The 14,281-nt window shown below is 66.1% G+C and carries 14 protein-coding genes; 6 read left to right on the top strand and 8 right to left on the bottom strand.

The genetic code is table 11. The annotated features are described in order from the left end of the window. The first annotated feature begins 285 nt into the window (after positions 1 to 285). From ACFULV_RS14810 to ACFULV_RS14795, 4 genes are read left to right on the top strand one after another with little or no spacing between them, the layout of a single operon-like run. Positions 286 to 669: a hypothetical protein gene (locus ACFULV_RS14810; protein ID WP_378632296.1), complete on the top strand. Its 384-nt coding sequence runs from the start codon at positions 286 to 288 to the stop codon at positions 667 to 669. 46 nt (positions 670 to 715) lie between these two features. Continuing rightward, on the top strand, positions 716 to 1,738 hold the full coding sequence (locus ACFULV_RS14805; RefSeq protein ID WP_378656695.1) for a hypothetical protein: 1,023 nt from the start codon (positions 716 to 718) through the stop codon (positions 1,736 to 1,738). Beyond that, a complete protein-coding gene (locus ACFULV_RS14800) occupies positions 1,735 to 2,226 on the top strand; it encodes a DUF6301 family protein (protein WP_378656691.1) in 492 nt (163 codons plus the stop codon). Before ACFULV_RS14805 ends, ACFULV_RS14800 begins: the two co-directional genes overlap by 4 nt. Next, complete coding sequence (locus tag ACFULV_RS14795; RefSeq protein ID WP_378656688.1) at positions 2,223 to 2,666, top strand: hypothetical protein; 444 nt, start codon at positions 2,223 to 2,225, stop codon at positions 2,664 to 2,666. Before ACFULV_RS14800 ends, ACFULV_RS14795 begins: the two co-directional genes overlap by 4 nt. A 55-nt stretch (positions 2,667 to 2,721) precedes the next feature. Here ACFULV_RS14795 and ACFULV_RS14790 read toward each other — a convergent pair whose 3' ends face one another. The 3 genes from ACFULV_RS14790 to ACFULV_RS14780 all read right to left on the bottom strand — a co-directional run bounded on the left by ACFULV_RS14790 (position 2,722) and on the right by ACFULV_RS14780 (position 5,913). Next, entirely contained in the window at positions 2,722 to 3,042 is a 321-nt protein-coding gene (locus tag ACFULV_RS14790) for a WXG100 family type VII secretion target (RefSeq protein ID WP_378632285.1), read from the bottom strand. Positions 3,043 to 3,166: 124 nt separating this feature from the next. Beyond that, positions 3,167 to 3,967, bottom strand: a complete 801-nt coding sequence (locus ACFULV_RS14785) for an ESX secretion-associated protein EspG (protein WP_378656685.1) — start codon at positions 3,965 to 3,967, stop codon at positions 3,167 to 3,169. After that, positions 3,964 to 5,913: a hypothetical protein gene (locus tag ACFULV_RS14780; RefSeq protein WP_378656682.1), complete on the bottom strand. Its 1,950-nt coding sequence runs from the start codon at positions 5,911 to 5,913 to the stop codon at positions 3,964 to 3,966. Before ACFULV_RS14780 ends, ACFULV_RS14785 begins: the two co-directional genes overlap by 4 nt. A gap of 220 nt (positions 5,914 to 6,133) precedes the next feature. Between ACFULV_RS14780 and ACFULV_RS14775 the strand changes: the two genes are divergently transcribed. Further along, positions 6,134 to 7,669 (top strand): hypothetical protein, encoded by a 1,536-nt coding sequence (locus ACFULV_RS14775; RefSeq protein WP_378656679.1) that lies wholly within the window; start codon positions 6,134 to 6,136, stop codon positions 7,667 to 7,669. 108 nt (positions 7,670 to 7,777) lie between these two features. Then, entirely contained in the window at positions 7,778 to 8,221 is a 444-nt protein-coding gene (dtd, locus tag ACFULV_RS14770) for a D-aminoacyl-tRNA deacylase (protein ID WP_378656724.1), read from the top strand. Here dtd and ACFULV_RS14765 read toward each other — a convergent pair whose 3' ends face one another. The 5 genes from ACFULV_RS14765 to map form a co-directional block, all read right to left on the bottom strand. After that, positions 8,222 to 9,508 (bottom strand): ABC transporter permease, encoded by a 1,287-nt coding sequence (locus tag ACFULV_RS14765; RefSeq protein ID WP_378656677.1) that lies wholly within the window; start codon positions 9,506 to 9,508, stop codon positions 8,222 to 8,224. Then, the gene (locus ACFULV_RS14760; protein WP_378656675.1) at positions 9,505 to 10,782 is read right to left on the bottom strand and encodes an ABC transporter permease; all 1,278 of its coding nucleotides are present in this window, start codon (positions 10,780 to 10,782) and stop codon (positions 9,505 to 9,507) included. The genes ACFULV_RS14765 and ACFULV_RS14760 overlap by 4 nt, the downstream gene beginning before the upstream one ends. Before the next feature lie 8 nt (positions 10,783 to 10,790). After that, complete coding sequence (locus ACFULV_RS14755; protein ID WP_378632271.1) at positions 10,791 to 12,308, bottom strand: ABC transporter ATP-binding protein; 1,518 nt, start codon at positions 12,306 to 12,308, stop codon at positions 10,791 to 10,793. A gap of 11 nt (positions 12,309 to 12,319) precedes the next feature. Then, entirely contained in the window at positions 12,320 to 13,405 is a 1,086-nt protein-coding gene (locus tag ACFULV_RS14750; protein WP_378656672.1) for a BMP family protein, read from the bottom strand. 74 nt (positions 13,406 to 13,479) lie between these two features. Continuing rightward, on the bottom strand, positions 13,480 to 14,277 hold the full coding sequence (gene map / locus ACFULV_RS14745; RefSeq protein ID WP_378632268.1) for a type I methionyl aminopeptidase: 798 nt from the start codon (positions 14,275 to 14,277) through the stop codon (positions 13,480 to 13,482). Positions 14,278 to 14,281: the final 4 nt, after the last annotated feature.

Here is a 14,281-nt window from a genome sequence, read left to right as displayed (position 1 = left end):
AACGTCGCCATCGCCCCTCATCCCTCAATAGTGATGCCCGGTCGAGCACACCACAACTCGTTCGCCTGCGCAACAGAGTGACAGCTACCGACGAATCCGTGGTGACGACAGAATGAACGCCAGGCAGCCGGAACGAACCCCGCGCGGGCGACTTGACGACCAGCCGGTGCGGGCGAAGGATCGGGGTCGGGGCACGCCGAAGCGCTGGCACGACGGGGCACCCCGAGCCGACGAGCACGCCGAGCCGGACACAGACTCCATGATATCGAGAACGGGACGCACGCAATGGAATTGAAGCCGGTGGCCATGTACCGCGAGATGTACGAGCGCGGGCACGACGAGCTGCCCTCGGTCTTCGACGCGCCCACCGGTACCGTCGAGGGCGACCGCGACCGGATTCTGAACTACATGCGCAAGGTTCGCGCGATCTTCGACGTCATGGGCGAATCCCCCGACCTGTTCACCAGAGACGCCGACATCGAGGGCGGCCCCTCCCTGTACTCCGACGGCGTCTGGATCTGGCGCGAGGACTCGCTGAAGTACCTCGCCGAGCAGGCTCTCGTTCTGCCCACCGAGTTCATAGAACACGTCCGCGCCCTCGACTACGCTCCCCAGAACTTCGACACCCGCGACCCCGATTTCGACGCGGCGTTCCTGTCGTACTTCTGACGGCATCCCGGGTCCGATCGAGCAGTCCGAAAGCGGAGGGTTCACGTTGGCAGACGACGAATACATCTACGACGAAGAGATCCAGAATCTCGTGGATAGCCAGATCAGTCTCCACAACGCCGATTTGCGGATGGACGGCAACACCGCACTCTACAAAGGCAAGCCGTTCACCGGCGACATTGTCGACGACAGCAGCGGCACCATTGTCGAAGGCTACGAATATGTCGACGGCGTTCGTTCGGGTTACTGCTACGGACGCTATCCAGACGGCAGCCCACGGTTCTTCGGCGAGTACCGTCGCGGTCTCCCAAGCGGCCGCTGGACAGTCGAGAACGTGGCCGGAAGCCTCGTCGAGGAGTACGAATACGATCCGAGCGGCTGTCTGCGATATCGCAAACGCTGGAACGACAACGGTGTCCTGATCGAAGATTTCGACGCCAAGACGATCGCCAAACCCACCATCACCGGGGTCCGCGACCGCGAAGACCCCGACATCCACTACGACTCCGCGACCGACACCCGCTACGACCGCAGCGAATTGTTCACCGGACAGCTCGCCGAATACACCTGGGTTACCCGCGACATCGTCGAACTGTCCTGGTACACCCGCGGGCACTGGGACGGACCACAACTCGCCTGGTACACCCTTGGCAGTCGCAAATATGCCGGCACCTCGACCCACGGCCAGCACTTCGGTCTCTGGCTCGCCTGGCACGAAGACGGAACCCTCAGCCAGCGCTCCCTCCTCGGCCTGGACGGTACGACCCTGCTCCTCGAAAAATGGGACGCAAGCGGGCAGCGCACCGAACACACCACCGACCCCGACATTCGCATCGAGGAACTGCTCCACACCGATTACGACGACGGCAAACTCATCCGAGCTGGGATGTCGACCCCCACCGGCCCCATCGGTTACTGGTGTACCTGGGATACCACCGGCCGAATCCGTCGGGAAGACCATTACAGCCCTCGACACCAACTGCTCCTCCGCCGCGACTGGGACGAGGAAGGCGCACTCGACCGACCCGCCGAAGGCTCTGCGCTCCAACCGGACAGGACACCACGATGACTGCTTGGCACACGCGAACCACCGAGGAAGTCGCTGACCTGGCAACCCGATTGCGCGCCATCGACTGGACATGGCAGCTCACCGAAATTCCTCGAATCGCTGAACATTTCGGTTGGAAGGTCATCTCCAGCAAACCCGCCTGGGCTCTTCTCGACACCGGGCTCGGCCTGGCCAGCGGAAAGGCCTTCGCCGACAACGGCCACGTCGAGCGCCTCCAAGTCGACGCCAGCACCATCGGACCCGACACGAGCGAGGGCCGCACCGAGGTCCACGCCGCCTACTCGGCCATGGCCGAGACACTGGTCGCCACGCTCGGCCCACCGACCGCTGAAATCAATGGCGATCTCGAAGAACTTCGATGGGCGGGATCGGACTCCACCCTGCTCCTGCAGGAACTCGCACGGTCGATCAAGCTGGCCCTGGTCACCAACGAATGGCTGACCGGATTCGACCACCGAGTCCAGCTCTCCCGACAGGGACAGCTATGAGCGACTGGGTGACCTTCACCGACCGCCTGGCCTCGGGGCTCGACGAACTCCCCAACACCTCCCGCGTGATCATTTTCGAACCCAAGCCGGTCTCCGGCCGAAGGTTCGTGCAATTCGCGAGAGATGAGGACGTACTGTCGGCCCAACTCGTCGGCAGTAAGTCACTCGAACCGGAGTGGCAGCCCGATGCGGCGGGTTGGCGGGCGATCACCCGCGCGGGTTGGCACCAGCCCGACGCGGCCAACGCCCACCTGTGGTGGGTCGACTTCGACGCGCCGGTCACCATGGACGACTGCCGACGAGCTGCCGCCATCGCCGTCACCGGTCTCCGCGACGGATACGGCATCACCAGCCCGGACGCCCTCGTGTACGACGCCTGGGCGGGACGGACCAGGACCATCGACCTACACACGCTGGGGCTGAAGCAACAACGGATGTAAGCCGGGCGGCCGTGTCCTCGACTGGGAAACCGACTTCCGGCCCCGAGCTCGGCGGCTACTTCAAGCCGTCGCGGTTGCCCTTTTCCATCTTGTCGATGTAGTCGGCGCTTTCGGTTTGACCGTCGGCGAACTCGCCCATGGACTTCGCCATCGTCTTGACGTTGTCGCTGGTGTTGGTCCACGAGGAGTCGTAACCGTCGTTGCCGCCGGGGCCGTCGTTGAAGCTCTGACCGAGTTTGTCGTTGCCCCAGACGTTTCCGCGGCCGTTGAGCGAGCTGTTCAGCGTATTGATGATGCCGGTGAGTTGCGTGCTGACGTTGCGCGATTTTCCGGCCGCGGTCCGGAAATCGTCGGCGTCGTACTCGAAGGTGCCCATCGCCCTCATCCCTCCACGAGTGGTGGCTCTGAGCACACCACAACTCTTTCGCGTGCGCAACAGCCTCGCACGACGGAACGAACCCGGGATGAAAGCGCTGTGAACGGTGGGTACCTCGCGGCCCCTATGCGCTTGCTTCCCAATGCGATTCCACGCGCGACATCATCCGCTGGATGGACGTGTTGACCTTCTCGGTCAGGTCCGATCGCGACATCGGGGTGGCGATGGGATTCTCGCTGGGGAGTTCGATGACATAGCGTCCGTCGTCGGGAAGATCGCGCCACACCAGGATGTCGCGATGCATCCCGCGCGAGCCGAACATGGACTGATTCTGCAGGATGTTGATCGTTCCGGTGCGGTCGGCGGAACGGTTGAAGAACTCGGTGCTGCGCTCGACGACCGAGGTGTCGGCTTCTTCGAAGAACATCGAGGATCGCTGCCCGTACTCGTCGCCGGCGCCTGCGCTCGCGTCGGTGACGAGCGGGATCATCCCGCCAGTGCCCGCACCGGTGGTCGGCATCAAGTCGACGATGGCGTCGGCCAGGCCGTGGGGACCGATGTCGACCACCGTGTAACCACCACTGTGGGTGGGGGTTTCACCGGGGAGCTGGTAGACCAGGTATCCGTTGGCACCGGCTCGCGCGGCCCTGGCCTTGAGCCACTGGTCGGCGTCGTCACGCGCACGATCGTTCCAACCACGCAGCCGCACATATACTTCCGGCCGTTCCAGCACATCGAAGACCGAGCGAAGCGTCGGATCGACCGTGTGCTGCAGACGCTGCCAGACCTGGTACTTCTCCTCCTCGTAGTCCTCGTGCAGGCGAGTCCTGGTCTGGAAGGTGAGCGGACGCGGCAGATCGGTGCCGACGAATCGCTGCCACAGCACCCGGAATTCGATGTCGGTGAGCTCCCACTTGCGCGTCACGCCTGCGCCTCCGGCCGCGCGTGCGCGAGCGAGCCGGCGGCGCCGACTTCCACGGATTCGACCGGCGCTTCGACAACTTGCGCGGGCGCTTCCACCACTTGCGCGGGCGCTTCCACCACTTGCGCGGGCGCTTCGGTCGCCATCGACTCCGCGAGCAAGCCGGTGAGCGGAGTGACGACCTCGCCCAGACCCGAGAGATTGGAGAAGTCGGGCAGCGAGGCACGCGGGAATGCTTCGCCCGCAGCCGTTTCGGTGCTCTCCTGCGGCAGTCCCGCTCCGTCGACGGTCGTCGCGGTATCGATGCCGAGCAACTCCGCCAGCGGCGAGAGGGCAGGGTTGTCCGCGATCAGCTGGTTGAGCTCGGGCGACTGCGACAGCAGTTCGGTCAGGTCGGGGAACTGCCCGAACAGGTTGCCCAGCTGGGTGAAATCGGGCAGGCCCGACGTGGCGCCGGTACCGCTGGTGTCGGCGGACACCTGCTGCAGCGCGGTGGCCAGCGAGGGCAGCGCCTGGGTGAGCGAGGACACCGCGGACGTCACCGCCGACATCACCGAGGACAGGATGCTGGACATGTCGCCCGACCCCGAGCCGCTCGACCCCGCCGACGACCCGGTGGATCCGGTGGATCCGTTCGATCCGATGGAACCCGCCGTCTGACCGTTCGCGCCCTGCTGCGAACCGTTGGTGCCGTTCTGCTGCAGCTCCGCGGCCGCCTGCTGGGCAGCTTGCTGGGCAGCCACGGCGGCCGGCGACGTCGCCTGCTGTTGGCTCCCACCCCCGGAATTGCCACTGCCACCGGAATTTCCGCTGCCACCGGAGTTGTTGTTACCACCGGCATTGTTATTGCCGTTGTTATTACTGTTGCCGTTATTGTTATTGTTGTTGTTATTGTTGTTGTTGTTCTCCGGCGGCTTCACCGGCCCCTTCGGCGCCGCGGGCTCCGCGGCCGCGGGGAAGAGCTTCTCGGTCTGCCCGACACCGTCGACGTAGTGGCGCTTGTACCGATCGCGGTTCTCCTGCAGATCGTCGTCACACTTGTCTTCTTTGTCGATCGGCATAGACACCTTGGTCGCGTACAACCAGTTCGCGGTGTACTCGAGGTTCTGCTGCATCATCGTGAAGGAGTCACTCGCGGTCATCGCCGACTTGCCGAACGTGGAGATCGCGGCGAACGCGGCGTCACCGCCCTGGCTCTCCCACCGGTCGCGGGTGATCTCACCGAGCTTCTGCTCGAGGTTGTAGGCGGCGCCGTGCACGGCATGGGCCATCGCCTCCCAGATCGGAGCGTCGTTGGCCACCTCCTGCCAGGACAGCCGCTGACCGAGGTCGTACATGTCACGCCAGGACATGTTGTCCGCGGCGCGGACGGGTATCCGCACACCGCCCGATTCCGCCGTCGCGGTGCCCGCGTGCTTGGGCACGTTCGCGGTCTCGATGTCGTAGTTGTGCTTCTCCATCTTGATTTCCATGCCGGTGCCCTGCCGCACCTTGACATCGACTTCCCAGTGGGCCGGAGTGTAACCACCGGCCTGGGAGACCTCGCCCTTCATATCCTTGGCACCCGGCGAGGAGTTCACATTCTTCAGATCACCCTTGAGCGCGGCGATGTTGTCGCCGGAGCCCTTGTCGGTGTCGGTGTAGGACTCGCCCGCGGCCTTGAACATGGAGACCAGGTCTTCGAGCGAGTCGATATAGCGCCCCAGCAGGTCCTTGGCCTGGGTGGCCTCGGAGATGAACTTGGTCCGCAGCGGCGGACCCGCGTCGACTTGGCTACCGCCCAGCTTGGACTCGTCGTAGTTGTTGAGGTCGTGGTCGCGGAACAGATTCTGGCAACCCTTGAACACCTCGATCGCCGTACTGCACGCCTTGGCCGCCTCGAGCGCGGCTCCCGTCTCGACCTTGACTTTTGCCTTACTGGCCAGTCCTGACCAGGGAGAATCGCCCACGCTAACCGCTCCTCGAAGCACCCCACCGCCGACTCTCGCAGCCGACTCGATCGCATCGCATTCTAGTGAGCAATGCGAAATATGCACAGCACCAAGGAAACACCGGCACCGATGCCGGATGAACAGCCGGTTCCGGCGAACGATCCGGCAGCCGACACCGATCTGTGACAGACTCGATCAAAGCGCTAGCGGCCGCCGGACGGCCATGAACGAACGAACGATGGGTGCCCAGCTTGACGTCGCGATGGAACTGCTCATGACCGATCTGAGCGGCCTCGAACGGCGCGTGGCAGCCAATCGCGCCAACACCCGCAGCCAGCATGCCGACGACTACCTGCGCTTGGCCGGATCGCTGACCGAGCTCGCACAGGGTCTGCTCACGACCAGGGATGATCCGTCGGGGCGCGACCGCACGGCGGAGGCGCTGGAGCCCGCGCAGGAAGCGGTGGCGATCCGGCTGCACTGGCTGGTCGGGGGGTACGTCTCCTACGAGTACGCAGGTGCGTTGCAGGACGCGTTGCGGTTGTTCGAGCAGGCGACACGGCTGGTCGGGCACCGGCAGCTCGCGACGAACACCATTCGCAGCGCCTGTTCGGCGTATCGGCAGGTCGCGCAGGACTACCCGGATGTTTCGGCCATGTGCGCCGACGGTTTGTCCAAGTGCGGTGTGTGGTTGATGCGGCTCGATCACGACGCGGCGGTGGCGGCCAGTGAGTCGGCGGTCCGGATTCGGGCGGCGATGTACGCGCGCGCTTCCGAACAACCGGGCAAGTACCTGGCGAGTCTGAGCACTCTGCTGCGCACCCTGATGGTGGGGCGCTCACGCAAGCAGGCCATCGCGAGCTACCGCACCCTGTATTCCGAGGTGACCACCACCGCGAGCACGGCGAAACTGCGGGAAACCCGGGTCGAGGAGCTCGATCTCACCGTCAAGACCACGCAGGCGCTGGTGAAACTGGGCGCACCGACCCTCGAACGCGCGGGGCGGCTCACCCAGCAGCAGATCCTATACCAGTCGGGTGGCGACCTGGCCACGATCGACGAGATCAATTGGCGGCTGGCCCTGGTCGGTCTCAAACCCCTTGCGGCAGGGGCGATGCCGGAGCCGCCGTCGCGACCGGTCGAGATCTCCGCGACCTACGGCGCGATCGCCGTCCGGTGCTCGGCGCCGGACGCGCTGGACCAGGTACGCGCCGCGATCGTCGCCGCGTACGCCCAGGACGGCGCGAATCCCGTCGACGCAGGCCGCTTCGCCGGGGTGCACGACAAGCACTGGGGCGTCAAAGAACCCAAGACCAACCTCGAGACCGAGCTCGGCGCCGATGTGGTGCTCGTCGAAAAGTCTTCGGGCAGCTGGATTTCGGTGAAGAGCCTCAACTGGGAGATCGGCGCCCTCGGCAAACACCCACTCGCCGTGGCCCTCTCGATGAAATGGCCGGTCCTCACTGTCGCCACGATCGAGAAGATCTCCTACGAACTGTGCCTCTACGACAACGGCGTCGCCACCCAGTACGCCGCGCTCGGCAGGCCGGCGGGCCAGGCACCCCTCGAGACCCCGCTGGCCCCCCTGGATTTCGCGACCCTGGCCGACTACGGCGCCGACTACGCCTCCGAGACCCAGGTCAGAGCCGCCTTCGGCAATGCCGAGATGTTCGCCAAGGTCACCGAGCTCCCCGGCGCGGGCATCCGTCAGTCCGCGGAGAAGGCCCCGCTCACCGACTACGGCCCGAATATCCTCTTCTTCGGCAAGGACTGAATCGGCACGGCGAAAAGCCGCTGTGACCAGTGGACCCGTGCTGATCGCACCGACAGATACATCGCCCCGGGATGCCGCCCGGCGCGGTCACCCGGCATGATCGGAACTGTGCGAGTACTGCTGCAACGTGTGACCAGCGCCCAGGTGAGCGTCGACGATCAGGTCGTCGGCCGCATCGATCCGGCGGCGACGGGTGTACCCCACGGGCTCCTCGCTCTCGTCGGCGCTACCCACACCGACACCGCGGCCACCGCGAAAGCCCTGGCCGACAAGGCCTATCGCCTGCGCATCCTCGACGGCGAACGCTCCGCCGCCGACCTGGACGCCCCCATCCTGGTGGTCAGCCAGTTCACCCTCTACGCCAACACCGCCAAGGGCAGGCGCCCGTCCTGGAACGCCGCCGCCCCCGGCTCCCTCGCCGAACCCCTCGTCGACACCTTCGCCGAGACACTCCGCGAACTGGGCGCCACCGTCGCCACCGGAGAATTCGGCGCCCACATGCAGATCGAACTCACCAACGACGGCCCGGTCACCGTCCTGCTCGAAGGCTGACTACTTGTCGCCCGGCCGGTACGGGATGCCGTCGGCCGCGGGCGCGACCGCCTTTCCGATGAATCCGGCGACCACGACGAGGGTGACGATGTAGGGCAGCATGCCGAGGAACTCGGTGGGGATCGGGTTACCCGGCATGGTGTTGAGGAAGCGTTGCAGGGCACTGGAGAAGCCGAACAGCAGGGCGGCCAGCAGGGCGCCGACCGGCTTCCAGCGGCCGACGATCATCACCGCCAAGGCCACGAAGCCGAGCGCGGCGGTCATGTTCTTGCTGAAGGCCACGTTGTTGGCGATAGTGAAGGAGGCGCCGCCGAAACCTGACAGGGCGCCGGCACAGGTGACATTCCAGAAGCGCAGGCGGTTCACGTCGATGCCCGCGGCGTCGGCCGCGGCCGGATGTTCGCCGACGGCGCGGGTGCGCAGGCCCCAGCGGGTCTGGAACAGCAGATACGACAGCCCGAACACGCAGGCCAGCGCCACATAGACGAACAGGTTCTGGTCGAACAGCACCGGCCCGAGCACCGGGATGTCGGTCAGGAAGCCGAGGCCGATGTCGTGGAGGAACCCACCGATGCGCGGCACCGTGCTCGGCTGGTTGAGCGAATGGTCCATGCGCATGAGCCGTTCGAACAGGAAGCCGGTGAGCCCCAGCGCGAGCAGATTGAGAATGACACCGGTGACCAGCTGGTTCACCTCGAAGCGGGTCGCCAGCCAGGCCAGTAGCAGCGTCGACAGCATGCCGCTGATCACCGCGGCCAGAATCCCGGCGTAGGGGCTGCCGGTGATCGACGAGAACAGCACCGCGGTGAACGCGCCCGCCAGGAACTGTCCCTCGATGCCGAGGTTGATCACGCCCGACCGTTCACAGACCACGCCGGACAGCGCACCGAAGATGAACGGCAGCGCCAGGAACAGCGTCGACGCCAACACGAACTCCACCGGGAAACCGACACCCGGCGTGACCACCCACGACAGCGCCGCGATCACCAGGGCCGTCACCGCGATGCCGACGATCGCCCCGTGCGCGCGCCGCGAGAGCGTCCGCGCCGCCAGCACCCCACCGAGCACCACCGTCACCACGCTGAGGACCAGCACGATCGTGAGAGTGTCGACGGTCCAACCACTTTCGACGGTCTGATCCAGCCGGAAGGTGGTCGTGCGCCCACCCTCGACGAACAGCAGGCCGAGGACGCCGAGACCGATGCCGAGCACGATGAGCACCACCCCGGCCACATTGTGCCGGACGGCTTCGGCCGTGACGGCCGGTGACGCGGTGGTGGTACTCACCAGCCCCTCGCTTCCAGAGTGTTGAGACCACCGCGCGGTGTGCGCAGGTGCAGCAGGGTTTTCACCAGCGCGGGCGCGGCGACGAACAGCACGATCACCGCCTGCAACAGCGTGGACATCTCGACCGGAATGGCGGGCTGCATGTGCAGCGTGCCCGATTTCAACGCACCGAACAGCAGTGCGGCGGCCACGATGCCGCCGGGATGGGCCCGCCCGAGCAGCGCGACGGTGATCCCGTCGAACCCGAATTCGGCGACCGTACCCGGATTCACCGTGTAGGGGTTGAGTCCCAGTACCAGTGCGGCACCGCCCAACCCGGCCAGCCCGCCCGACACCGCCATCGTCGTGATGAACGTGCGCCCGATATCGATACCCGCCGTCTCCGCCGCGTGCGTATTGGCGCCGACCGCCCGGATCCGGTAGCCGAAGGTGGATTTGCGCAGCAGCCACCAGATTCCGGCCGCGAGCAAAAGCCCGAGCAACAGCCCCGCGCTGACCCGCAGGCCCGAGCCCGCCCAGCCGAGCAACCGGGGCAATCGGCCGGAGAAGTCCACCTGCTTGGAGACCAGTTCCTGCGAGGTCGTCGAGTGGATGAACGTGGTGCTCAACGCCCAGAGCAGGAAATAGGTGGCGATATTGTTCAGCATGATCGACGAGATCACCTCGTGCGCGCCGGTTTTCGCCTTGAGCACACCGGGGATGGCGCCGAGCACACCGCCGGCGAGCGCCCCCGCGAGCAGGGCCAGCGGAACATGCAGCAGCGGCGGCAGGTCGAGCGCGAACCCGACGATCACGCCGCCGAGCATGCCGAGGATGAACTGCCCGTGCCCGCCGATATTGAACAGTCCGGCCCGGAACGCCAGACCGACGGCGAGCCCGGTGAAGATCAGCGGGGTCGCGTAGGTGAGCGTCTCCGAGATCGGGCGCAGCACCTGGGCCAGGGTGGCGTCACCGTCGGTGTACTGGCTCACCCGCCCGAAGTCGATGATCGCGCCCTCGAACATGTCGCGATATCCCGCGCTCACCGCCTGCCACGAGAAACTCAGCGCATCGGCGGGGCGATTGAAGAAGTAGCCCCAGGCACCCCGCACCGCCGCGTCGGAGACGATGATCAACAGGGCGCCGATCGCGAAGGCCAGCAGCAACGAATAGATCGTCACCATCACGCTGTTGGCCTCGGTCAAGTACCCCACGAACGTGCGGCCTACGTCGCGCTTTTCTGGCTTACGCTCGCCGGGTGAGTCGATGTCCGGCTCGATGGTCGTACTCGGCATGGGTGTCCTCAGCTCGCGGGTGCTGGATCGGCGGGACGATGGCCTGCCATCAGCTGACCGATGATCTCGCGTGGCGTGTCCGGGGCCAGGACGCCGACGATCTGCCCGTTGTGGATCACGGCGATGCGGTCGGACAGGGCCAGGATCTCGTCCAGCTCCGCGGAGATGAGCAGAACCGCTGTCCCCGAGTCACGTTCGGCGACCAGCCGGCGATGGATGAACTCGATGGCGCCGACGTCGACTCCTCGCGTCGGTTGCGCGGCGATCAGAACCGAACGCGGCCTGGAGAATTCGCGCGCGATCACCACCTTCTGCTGATTGCCGCCCGACAGCGCCGACACCAGCTCCCCCGGCCCCCTGGTACGGATGTCGAAATCGGCGATGGCCTTGTCGGCCAGCGAACGCACCGCCGCCGCGTCGACCACCCCGTGATTCGACAGCGGCTTGTCGCGGTACTGATTGAGGACGAGGTTCTCGGCGACGGTGAAATCGGCGGCCAGCCCGTCGCGGCCACGATCCTCCGGGATATAGCCGAGCCCGGCGACGATCCGCCGATACGGGTTCCATCCGGTGACCGGGGTCCCGCTCATCTCCACCGACCCGCCCTCGGGCGTGATGGTGCCGAGCACCGCCCTGGCCAGTTCGGTCTGCCCGTTGCCCTCGACCCCGGCCAACCCGACGATCTCACCGGCCCGCACAGCCAAACTCAGTCCGTCGAGCATCGGCGTCCCCCGCTCGCCCAGCACTGTCAGATCCTTGATGTCCAGCGCGATCTCGCCCGGCCGCGCGGGCGGGCGATCCACGGTGAGCACGACCGACCGCCCGACCATCGCCGCCGCCAGCTCGGCCTCGCTGTCCTGCGGCGACGCCTCGGCCACGACCTTCCCGCGCCGCAGCACAGTGATCGTGTCGGCGATCGCTTTCACCTCTTTGAGCTTGTGGCTGATGAAGATCACCGACATCCCCGAGGCCGTGAGATTGCGGATGATCCCGAGCAACTCGGCCACTTCGGGCGGGGTGAGCACGGCGGTCGGCTCGTCCAGGATCAGCAGATCGGTCCGGCCCGACAGCGCCTTCACAATCTCGACGCGCTGCTGCACGCCGACCGGCAGGTCCTCGCAGATCGCGTCGGGATCCAGCGCCAGACCGTACCGCTCGGACACCTCGAGCACCGCCCGCCGCGCGGTCGCCCGATCGAGGCTGCCCCGCTTGACGTGTTCGCGACCCAGCTGCACGTTGTCGGCGACACTGAACGGCCCGACCAGCTTGAAATGCTGATGCACCATGCCGATTCCGGCGGCGATGGCGTCGCCCGGCGATCGCAGCCGTACCGGCTCGCCGTCGATCAGGATCTGACCGCTGGTCGGTTCGAGGATGCCGTAGAGCATGTTCATCAGGGTCGACTTGCCCGCGCCGTTCTCGCCGAGGATCGCGTGCACCTGGCCGGGTTCGACCACCAGATCGACGCTGTCGTCGGCGAGAAACGTTCCGAATGCCTTGGTCAGTCCCTGTGCTTCGAGTCGCATGCGCCTGTCCTCTACAGCTTCGGGGCGGCCGGGGAATTGATCACGATCTTGCCGTCGACGATGTCGCGCCGAAGAGTGGTGAGCTCCCGCTTCAGCGGCTCGGGCACCTTCGCGTCGAAATCGTGGAACGGCGCGAGCCCGACCCCGGCATTGCTCAGGGTGCCCACGTACCGGCCGTCCTTGACGCCGTCGCCGAAGGCATTGTCGATCGCCACCCGCACCGCGGCGGAGATGTCTTTCATCGAGGAGGACAACATGATGTCCTGGTACTCCGGAACCGCCTCGTAGCCATCGGAATCCACCCAGATCATGGATACGTTCGGCGAGTCCTGCACTGCGGACGCCCCACCCATGCCGACCGGTCCCGCGACCGGGTGGATCACGTCGGCGCCCTGGGCGATGAAGTTCTCGGTGAGCGAGCGACCCGCGCTCGTATCGTCGAAATTGCCGGTGAACGAACCGTTCTGGTCCTCGACATCCCAGCCGAGCACGGCGATCGCGGTCCCGTGCGCCGCGTTGTACCCGGCCACTCCGGCGGCGAACCCGTCCATGAAGATGGTCACCGCGGGAATCTGCATGCCGCCCCAGGTGGCGACCCGGCCGGTCTTGGACACTCCCGCCGCGAGATAGCCTGCCAGATAAGAGGATTGGGCGGCGTTGAACTCCATCGAGTAGACATTGTCCAGCTCGACGTGCGCGTCGACGATCGCGAAACGCTGATCGGGGTACTCCGCGGCCACCTGTGCCACCGCCTCGGCCATCAGGCCGCCGACGCCGATCACCAGATCGCAGTCGTCGTCGGCCGAGGCTCGCAGGTTGGGTTCGTAGTCGGCGGAACTGTTGGATTGTCGGTAGGAACCGTAGACGCCGGGGTTGGCGTCGATCGCGGCTTTCACCCCGTTCCAGCCGGATTCGTTGAACGACTTGTCATCGACGCCGCCCGCGTCGGTCACCATGCAGGTCTCGAAACCCGCGTTCGCGGTGCCGTAGGTGTTGCCCGATCCCGTATAGCGCGCGTCCGGCGGCGGCTCACCGCAGCCGACGAGCAAGGCCGAGGCCGCGCAACCGACGGCGACCAGCGCGATCCGAGATCTCATCACTCAGAGATACAGGATCGCGCAGGCGACCAGACTGATTAGAACGATTACTTCACCGAAAAGCCGTCGGTGAACTACTCCGGGCGCAGCGTGAGAATGCGCGGCCCGTCTTCGGTGACAGCGACGCTGTGCTCCCAATGCGCCGCGCGCGTCCCGTCGGTGGTGACCACGGTCCAGTCGTCATCGAGCGTCTTGGTCTCGGTGGTACCGAGCGTCAGCATCGGCTCGATCGCCAGCACCGACCCGACCACCAGGCGCGGGCCCTTACCGGGCGCGCCTTCGTTGGGCAGGAACGGATCCATGTGCATCTCGCGCCCGATGGCATGGCCACCGTAACCGTCGACGATGCCGTACTGCCGGCCGTGCGCCTGTTCGGCCGCGCGCGTACCCAGCTCGATGGCGTGCGAGACGTCGGTCAGCCGGTTGCCCGGCAGCATCGCCGCGATGCCGGTCTCCATCGAGAGTCTGGTGGCCTCGCTCAGCAACTCATCGGCCTCGATGATGGTGCCGATGCCGAACGTCCACGCCGAGTCGCCGTGCCAGCCGTCGAGGATGGCGCCGCAGTCGATGGACACGAGATCGCCCTCGACGAGAATGTCACTCGCCGAGGGGATCCCGTGGACCACACGATCGTTGACCGAAGAACAGATCGAGCCGGGGAACCCGTGATAACCCTTGAACGACGGGACAGCACCCGCGTCGCGGATCGTCGCCTCGGCGACCTCGTCGAGCTCCAGCGTCGAGACGCCGGGCTTGGCCGCCGCGCGAACGGCGACCAGCGTGGCGCCGACGATCGCGCCGGCTGCCTGCATGGCATCCAGCTCGCCCGCCGAACGGAACGGCACGACCTTCTTCTTACGGTTGAAGACCATCCGG

It is taken from the genome of Nocardia sp. NPDC057272, assembly GCF_042668615.1.
Classification (GTDB): Bacteria; Actinomycetota; Actinomycetes; order Mycobacteriales; family Mycobacteriaceae; genus Nocardia.
The sequence above is the reverse complement of the archived record's forward strand: the minus strand, read 5'-3'. Positions and strand labels throughout refer to the sequence as shown.

Coding starts and splice junctions, on each gene's coding strand:
- map (WP_378632268.1), bottom strand. CDS start 14,277: ATGGTCTTCAACCGTAAGAAGAAGGTCGTGCCGTTCCGTTCGGCGGGC.
- ACFULV_RS14790 (WP_378632285.1), bottom strand. CDS start 3,042: ATGGGCACCTTCGAGTACGACGCCGACGATTTCCGGACCGCGGCCGGA.
- ACFULV_RS14800 (WP_378656691.1), top strand. CDS start 1,735: ATGACTGCTTGGCACACGCGAACCACCGAGGAAGTCGCTGACCTGGCA.
- ACFULV_RS14760 (WP_378656675.1), bottom strand. CDS start 10,782: ATGCCGAGTACGACCATCGAGCCGGACATCGACTCACCCGGCGAGCGT.
- ACFULV_RS14810 (WP_378632296.1), top strand. CDS start 286: ATGGAATTGAAGCCGGTGGCCATGTACCGCGAGATGTACGAGCGCGGG.
- ACFULV_RS14795 (WP_378656688.1), top strand. CDS start 2,223: ATGAGCGACTGGGTGACCTTCACCGACCGCCTGGCCTCGGGGCTCGAC.
- ACFULV_RS14750 (WP_378656672.1), bottom strand. CDS start 13,405: ATGAGATCTCGGATCGCGCTGGTCGCCGTCGGTTGCGCGGCCTCGGCC.
- ACFULV_RS14775 (WP_378656679.1), top strand. CDS start 6,134: ATGGGTGCCCAGCTTGACGTCGCGATGGAACTGCTCATGACCGATCTG.
- ACFULV_RS14755 (WP_378632271.1), bottom strand. CDS start 12,308: ATGCGACTCGAAGCACAGGGACTGACCAAGGCATTCGGAACGTTTCTC.